We start from the raw sequence: 6,173 nt of genomic DNA on the forward strand, positions 1-6,173 counted from the left end.
AACAGGGCCGCGGCCGGCTCCTCGGCGACCCGCTCGGCGAGCGCGTCCGCCGCCCGGTCGCCCCAGAGCGCGGCGAGTGGAACCCGCCGGTCGCGCAGCTCGACCGCCGGGACTCCGAGCACCGCCGGGCCGACACCGGGCGGCAGCCGCAGCCCGACCCACCGCTCCCCCGGCCGGCTGGCGCTGACGAAGGCGGTGCGGTCCGGGCCGGCCACCAGCAGGCCGGCCCGGCTGGACCAGAGCAGGTCGAGGCAGCCGTCCGGCAGCACCCGGCTCGTGCGGCCGGCGGCCGGGGCGGTGCTGGCCCAGAGGACGGCGCCGGCGACACCGGTGCGACGTTCCCGGTACATGCCCCGAGCCTGCCAGAAGCCCCCGACAGCCACGCATGGCGTCGGTACGCTGCGCAGGTGCGCTGGATGATCGTGGACGCGCCGCTGGACTCCTCCGGCGCCGGTCGAGGTGAGGAGCGGGCCCCTGCCGCGCTGCGCCGGGCCGGCCTGCTGGACGCCCTCGGAGCCGACGACGGTGGCCGCGTGGACGAGGCGCTGCTGCGCGACACCGTCCGCGACCCGGCGAGCGGGCTGATCGCCGCCGCCGGCCTGCGCCGCGCCGGCGCGGCCCTCGCCAGCCGGATCGCGGCCCTGCTCACCGACGACCGCCGGCCCCTGGTGCTCGGCGGGGACTGCGCCATCCTGCCCGGCATCTGCCGGGCGCTGCCCCCGACGACGGAGCTGTGGTTCGTCGACGGCCACCCGGACTTCTACGACGGCGAGACCTCGCAGACCGGCGAGGCCGCGGACATGGACCTCTCGGTGATCACCGGGCACGGCCCGTCCGCCGCCACCGGGCAGGACGGCGCGTCGCTCGACCCCGGCCGGGTCCACCTGCTCGGGCACCGTCCGCCCACCGACGACAGCAGCCGGGCCGAGACGGCCCGGATCGACCCGGCGATCCACCAGCTGCCCGCCCCGGAGCTGCTACGCCAAGGCGCCGCGACGGTCGGGGCCGGCCTGGTCTCCGGCGGGAACGGGCCGGCCTGGCTGCACCTCGACCTGGACGCGGTGGACCCGCGCGACCTGCCGGCGGTGACCTATCCCGAGCCGGACGGGCTGCGCTGGCCGGACCTCGTCGCGCTGGTCACCCCGCTGGCCCGCGCCGACCGGCTGCTCGGGATGAGCGTGACCGACCTCAACGTCGACGAGGACCCCGACGGGCGCCACGCACGGCGCGTCGTCGAGGTCCTCGCGGAGGTGCTGGGCGCGGCAGACCCGCGGCCGTGAGCCGACTATGCGTCAGCCGTGGGATGGGGCAGCCGGACGGTGAACACGGTCCGGCCGGGCCGGCTCCGCACGGCGACCGTGCCGTGGTGTGCCTCCACCACGGCGGCCACGATCGCCAGTCCGAGGCCGGTGCTGCCGTGAGCCCGGGAGCGGGAGCTGTCGCCGCGGGCGAACCGCTCGAACATCTCCGGTTGCAGCTCCGCCGGCACACCGGGCCCGTCGTCGGCGACGGTGAGCACGGCCGCGTCGCCCTGGACGGTCAGCGTGGTGGTCACCACCGTGCCGGGCGGAGTGTGCACGCGGGCGTTCGCCAGCAGGTTCGCCACCACCTGGTGCAGCCGGGCGGCGTCGCCGGGGACCCGGATCACCACCTCGGGCAGGTCGAGCTGCCAGCGGTGCTCGGGGCCGGCCACGTGCGCGTCGCTGACCGCGTCCACCACCAGGGCGGACAGGTCGACCTGGTCGACCGCGAGCGGGCGGCCGGTGTCCAGCCGGGCCAGCAGCAGCAGATCGTCGACGAGCCTGGTCATCCGGGTGCTCTCCGACTCCACCCGGCGCAGCGCGTGGGCCACGTCGGCGGGGACCTCGTCGCGGCCACGCCGGGCCACCTCGGCGTACCCCCGGATCGCGGCGAGGGGGGTGCGCAGCTCGTGGCTGGCGTCGGCGACGAACTGGCGTACCCGGGTCTCGCTGGCCTGCCGGGCGGCGAGCGCGTCGGCGACGTGGCCCAGCATGCGGTTCAGCGCGGCGCCGACCTGGCCCACCTCGGTACGCGGATCGGTGTCCGCCGCCGGGACGCGGACGGCGAGCGCCACCTCGCCCCGGTCCAGCGGCAGCTCGGTGACCCGGGTGGCGGTGGCGGCCACCCGGTTGAGCGGTCGCAGCGTGGCCCGAACGATCAGCGCGCCGGCGCCACCGGCGAGGACCAGCCCGACGGCGGCCACCCCGGCCTGCGCGGCGATCATCCACCAGACCGTCTCCCGCACGCCGGACAGGGGGATCCCCACGGCCAGCACGTCCCCATTGGTCAGCCGGCGCGCCACCGCCCGGACGTCACCACCCTCGGCGAGGTCGACCGTGCGCGGCCGGCCGTCGGTGGGCAGCGCGGCCAGCCGCGCCGCGTCCGCGGTGGCGACGTCGCCCAGCCCTCCGCTCTCGGTGCGGCTCTTCGCCGTGGTGACGCCGTCGGCGACCCGCACCGCGACGGAGCCCGGGGGGAAACCGCGCGGCGGCTCCGGGGCGGGCCGCTCGGCCCCGGACGGTCGCGCGCCGGGCCACCCCGGGTCGCCGCCCTGCCGGAACCACGGCGGAACCTCGGTGGGCCGTCGGTCTCCCATCGTCAACTGGTTGTCGACCTGGCTGATCAGGAAGTGCCGCAGCGCCACCGTGGTGAGCCCGCCGATGGCGACGCTGACCAGCGCGAGCAGCGCGACCAGGGCGAACACCAGTCGGGTACGCAGCGGCCGGCCGGCCAGCCACCGGCGGGCGGCGCGAACCGGGCGGCGGTGCGGCCGCTCACCGGGGTCACTCGGCCGGCTTGAGGACATAGCCCGCGCCGCGCAACGTGTGGATCATCGGCGACCGGCCCGCGTCGATCTTCTTGCGCAGGTACGAGATGTACAGCTCGACCACGTTGGCCTGGCCGCCGAAATCGTAGTTCCACACCCGGTCGAGGATCTGCGCCTTGCTGAGCACCCGACGCGGGTTGCGCATCAGGTAGCGCAGCAGCTCGAACTCGGTCGCGGTCAGCATGACGAGCTGCCCGTCGCGCCGGACCTCGTGGCTGTCCTCGTCGAGGCTGAGGTCGCCGACGGTCAGCACCGCGTCCTCGCGGGCGGCGACCGCGAAGCCGGACCGGCGCAGCAGCGCGCGCAGCCGGGCGATCACCTCCTCCAGGCTGAACGGCTTGGTGACGTAGTCGTCGCCGCCGACGGTCAGCCCGGCGATGCGCTCCTCGACGGCGTCCCGCGCGGTCAGGAAGAGCACCGGCACGGTGGGAGACTGCTCGCGCAGCCGCCGCAACACCTGGAAACCGTCCAGGTCGGGCAGCATCACGTCGAGCACCACGGCGTCCGGCTGGAACTGCCGTGCGGTGTTCAACGCCGAGGTGCCGTTGCCGGCGCTGCGCACCTGCCAGCCCTCGTAGCGCAGCGCCATCGACAGCAGGTCGGTCAGCGTCGGTTCGTCGTCGACCACCAGCACCCGGACCGGCTCGCCGTCGGGGCGACGCAGCTCGATCCGGTGGGGCACGGCCTGCCCGTTCATGACCATGCCCTCCATCGTGGGCACGGCGCCTGTGTCACGCCTCTGCGGCACCTGTGTGCCGGCTGTACGGGTGGACCGCCGGCGGGTCGGCGTCACCGCCGGTCCGCCCCGCCCCGGGTCACTCGGACACCCCGAGCGGGTCGGTGCGCACGAACCGCATGCTCCAGCCGCCGACGGCGTCGGGCTGGTCACGTTCGTAGAGGTGGTCGGGGCCGGCCTGCACCGACCCGGTCCCATCCGGGTGGCGCATGATCCAGCGCTGCGGCGGGGCGCCGTCCGGCCCGGCCGGCACCTCCCGGACCAGGCCGTCAGCGGGCCCGCCGACGAAGCGTACGGTGACCTCGCCCATCGGGCACCCCCCGGGTGACCGTGCCGGCACTCTCGGTGACACCGGCCCTGGCTCGCAAGCTACCGCACCCACCGGCCGCCCGCAGCGGGGTACGCGGCCCGGCGGTCGGCGATTCGCGGAGCGGTTTGCCCAGTTGGGAGGCCGGGTACCGCAACCGGAGGCAACCGCCGCCGGCGGTACGAGGGTGAGGAGTGGTCGATGCGCACGCTGGACGGGCGATACCAGCTCGAACAGCGCATCGGCGTTGGCGGGATGTCCGAGGTGTGGCAGGCCCACGACCAGGTGCTCGACCGGCCCGTCGCGGTGAAGCTGATCTCGCCCGGCGCGGACGGCCAGCACGGCCCGGTGGAGCGGATCCGCGCCGAGGCGCGTTCGGCGGCCCGCCTGGTGCACCCCAACGTGGCGAGTGTGCACGACTTCGGCACGTCCTCGTCGACCCTGCCCGGCCGGCGGGTGCCGTACATCGTGATGGAGCTGGCCGAGGGCGAGACGCTCGCCGCGCACCTGCGGTCGGGGCCGCTGGACTGGCGGATCTCGGTGCGGGTCTGCGCCGAGGTCGGCGCGGCGCTGGCCGCCGCGCACGCGAACGGCATCGTGCACCGCGACGTCAAGCCGGCCAACGTCATGCTCACCCCCAGCGGGGTGAAGGTGCTCGACTTCGGCATCGCCACACCGACCGGAGCGTCGGAACCGATGCCGGACGGGATGCTGGTGGGCACACCCGCGTACCTGGCGCCCGAGCAGCTCGACGGCGCCCCGGCCACCCCGGCGGCCGACATGTACGCCCTGGGCGTCCTGCTCTACTACAGCCTCACCGGCCGGCTGCCGTACCGGGCGGACACCGCCGCCGAACTGCTGGGCGTCCGCCGCCGTCAGGCGCCGGACCGGCTGCCCGAGATCGACGGGCTCCCGCCGGAGGTGGCCGAGCTGTGCCACTCCTGCCTCGCGGAGGACCCGGCCCGTCGCCCGACGAGCCTCGTCGCCGCGTTGCAGCTGGCCGAGGCCGTGGACGCCCGGGTGTACGTGCCGATGCTCATTCCCACGGCCCGCCGACCGGCTCCGACGTCGCCGTGGACCGAGCAGGCCGCGATGGAGGCCACCGAGGCGGTGCCGATGGCCGACGGCCCGAACCCGTCCGGCCGGCGCTGACCGCGCAGCTCACGGCGTTTCGCGGGGCGGCGGCCGGGTAGCCGGGCGGGTGAGCGACGGGAGGAACGCGATGCCGGATCCGAGTTCCTGGCTGCATGAGGCCACCGCGACCGCCGAGGGCGGCCACGTACGCACCGACGATGGCGGGCTCTCCACCGCGCTGGCCTCGCCGCTGGCAGCGCACTGCACGGGGTTGAGGCCGGAGCAGTTGCTGGCCGCGGCCTTCGCGTCCTGCCTGCACCACGCGGCGGTGGAGGCGGCCGGGGAGATCACCAACGAGGCGCACACGGTCCAGGTACGCGCCGAGGCGAAGCTGGGGCGTGACGACGACGGCCTCTACCGAGCCGACGTGCACGCCTCGATCTCCTCAGCCGGCCTGAGCCGGCAGCAACTGGCTGACCTGGTCGAGTACGCCGACCGGCTCTGGCCGTTCTCCAGCGGCGACAACAGCCGGCACCGGCTGACCGTCACCCCGGCGGAGAACGGCCGGCACTGAGCCGTCCACCGACGATCACGGCCGCTCCACCGAACGGACGTGCCGACCGCTCCACCGATCGGTGGAGCGGCCGTCCGCCGTACGGGTGAGGCTCGACGAGCGGCCGCCATAGCTGTCGAGGGCCGTCAGCACGGGCGACATGGCCGGGCGAATCGGGAATAGCCGGCTGGCCCGATGAGCGAAGTTGATCAGCATTGCGGAGTCGTTGCCCCTTATTGCCACCAAGATCAGGGCAAATTGTGGCGCATGCCACTGATCGGGCCGATGGCATCGGCCAGCCACTTCTTTAGCCTCGGCGAGTGCATCCCGACGACCCCACCGACCCGAAGCTGACCGACGCGCGCCCGTCCACCCGTACGAGCGACGCCGCATCAACCGAACGGACGATCGGCCGTCACCGGGCCCCCGAGCCGCCCCGTCGAGCCCTGCTGCGCTCGACGCCGCTCCGGGTCGCCCTGGCCACCGGCGTCACCTGCTGCCTGAGCCTGGTCGCGGTCACCACCGCCCGGGGCAGCGAGGACACCCCTCGCCCCGTGGAGCCGCTCGCCGAGGCGGTGGCCGACCGCGCCGCCATCGCCGACGAGCGCGCCTCCCGCTCGCTGGACCGCGACGTCGCCCCCGCCCGGGTCGTCCC

General features: G+C 75.3%; 8 protein-coding genes and 1 pseudogene. 4 read left to right on the forward strand and 5 right to left on the reverse strand.

Translation table 11 applies throughout. The features are described 5' to 3' along the window. On the reverse strand, window positions 1-350 hold a 350-nt coding region (locus DKT68_RS25915), incomplete at its 3' end, for a DUF6597 domain-containing transcriptional factor (RefSeq protein WP_330848951.1). A gap of 66 nt (window positions 351-416) precedes the next feature. Here DKT68_RS25915 and DKT68_RS25920 point away from each other — a divergent pair. Next, window positions 417-1,280 carry an arginase family protein gene (locus DKT68_RS25920; protein ID WP_236647073.1) on the forward strand — a complete coding sequence of 288 codons (864 nt, stop codon included), beginning with the start codon at window positions 417-419 and terminating at the stop codon, window positions 1,278-1,280. Between the two features lie 5 nt (window positions 1,281-1,285). Here DKT68_RS25920 and DKT68_RS25925 read toward each other — a convergent pair whose 3' ends face one another. The 3 genes from DKT68_RS25925 to DKT68_RS25935 all read right to left on the reverse strand — a co-directional run bounded on the left by DKT68_RS25925 (window position 1,286) and on the right by DKT68_RS25935 (window position 3,894). After that, window positions 1,286-2,827 carry a sensor histidine kinase gene (locus DKT68_RS25925; RefSeq protein WP_109819996.1) on the reverse strand — a complete coding sequence of 514 codons (1,542 nt, stop codon included), beginning with the start codon at window positions 2,825-2,827 and terminating at the stop codon, window positions 1,286-1,288. Further along, window positions 2,805-3,560, reverse strand: coding sequence for a response regulator transcription factor (locus DKT68_RS25930; RefSeq protein WP_407940792.1), 756 nt, complete (start codon window positions 3,558-3,560; stop codon window positions 2,805-2,807). The genes DKT68_RS25925 and DKT68_RS25930 overlap by 23 nt, the downstream gene beginning before the upstream one ends. 103 nt (window positions 3,561-3,663) lie before the next feature. Continuing rightward, window positions 3,664-3,894 (reverse strand): hypothetical protein, encoded by a 231-nt coding sequence (locus DKT68_RS25935; RefSeq protein ID WP_109819998.1) that lies wholly within the window; start codon window positions 3,892-3,894, stop codon window positions 3,664-3,666. A 198-nt stretch (window positions 3,895-4,092) separates the two neighbouring features. Between DKT68_RS25935 and DKT68_RS25940 the strand changes: the two genes are divergently transcribed. Together DKT68_RS25940 and DKT68_RS25945 are read left to right on the forward strand one after the other, a co-directional pair. Continuing rightward, on the forward strand, window positions 4,093-5,043 hold the full coding sequence (locus tag DKT68_RS25940; RefSeq protein ID WP_109819999.1) for a serine/threonine-protein kinase: 951 nt from the start codon (window positions 4,093-4,095) through the stop codon (window positions 5,041-5,043). 70 nt (window positions 5,044-5,113) lie between these two features. Then, window positions 5,114-5,539: an OsmC family protein gene (locus DKT68_RS25945; protein ID WP_109820000.1), complete on the forward strand. Its 426-nt coding sequence runs from the start codon at window positions 5,114-5,116 to the stop codon at window positions 5,537-5,539. Window positions 5,540-5,554: 15 nt separating this feature from the next. On the opposite strand, the gene DKT68_RS25950 is transcribed toward DKT68_RS25945, so the two are convergent. Next, the gene (locus DKT68_RS25950) at window positions 5,555-5,734 is read right to left on the reverse strand and encodes a hypothetical protein (protein WP_109820001.1); all 180 of its coding nucleotides are present in this window, start codon (window positions 5,732-5,734) and stop codon (window positions 5,555-5,557) included. Window positions 5,735-5,838: 104 nt separating this feature from the next. On the opposite strand from DKT68_RS25950, the pseudogene DKT68_RS25955 reads away from it, so the two are divergent. Then, window positions 5,839-6,173 (forward strand): annotated as a pseudogene (locus DKT68_RS25955) (hypothetical protein); the annotation flags it as partial.

It is taken from the genome of Micromonospora acroterricola (assembly GCF_003172955.1).
Lineage (GTDB): Bacteria > Actinomycetota > Actinomycetes > Mycobacteriales > Micromonosporaceae > Micromonospora > Micromonospora acroterricola.

What these genes read in the sequence shown, in the direction of transcription:
- DKT68_RS25945 (WP_109820000.1), top strand. Translation starts at nt 5,114, where the DNA reads ATGCCGGATCCGAGTTCCTGGCTGCATGAGGCCACCGCGACCGCCGAG.
- DKT68_RS25940 (WP_109819999.1), top strand. Translation starts at nt 4,093, where the DNA reads ATGCGCACGCTGGACGGGCGATACCAGCTCGAACAGCGCATCGGCGTT.
- DKT68_RS25935 (WP_109819998.1), bottom strand. Translation starts at nt 3,894, where the DNA reads ATGGGCGAGGTCACCGTACGCTTCGTCGGCGGGCCCGCTGACGGCCTG.
- DKT68_RS25925 (WP_109819996.1), bottom strand. Translation starts at nt 2,827, where the DNA reads ATGTCCTCAAGCCGGCCGAGTGACCCCGGTGAGCGGCCGCACCGCCGC.
- DKT68_RS25920 (WP_236647073.1), top strand. Translation starts at nt 417, where the DNA reads ATGATCGTGGACGCGCCGCTGGACTCCTCCGGCGCCGGTCGAGGTGAG.
- DKT68_RS25950 (WP_109820001.1), bottom strand. Translation starts at nt 5,734, where the DNA reads ATGCTGATCAACTTCGCTCATCGGGCCAGCCGGCTATTCCCGATTCGC.
- DKT68_RS25930 (WP_407940792.1), bottom strand. Translation starts at nt 3,560, where the DNA reads ATGGAGGGCATGGTCATGAACGGGCAGGCCGTGCCCCACCGGATCGAG.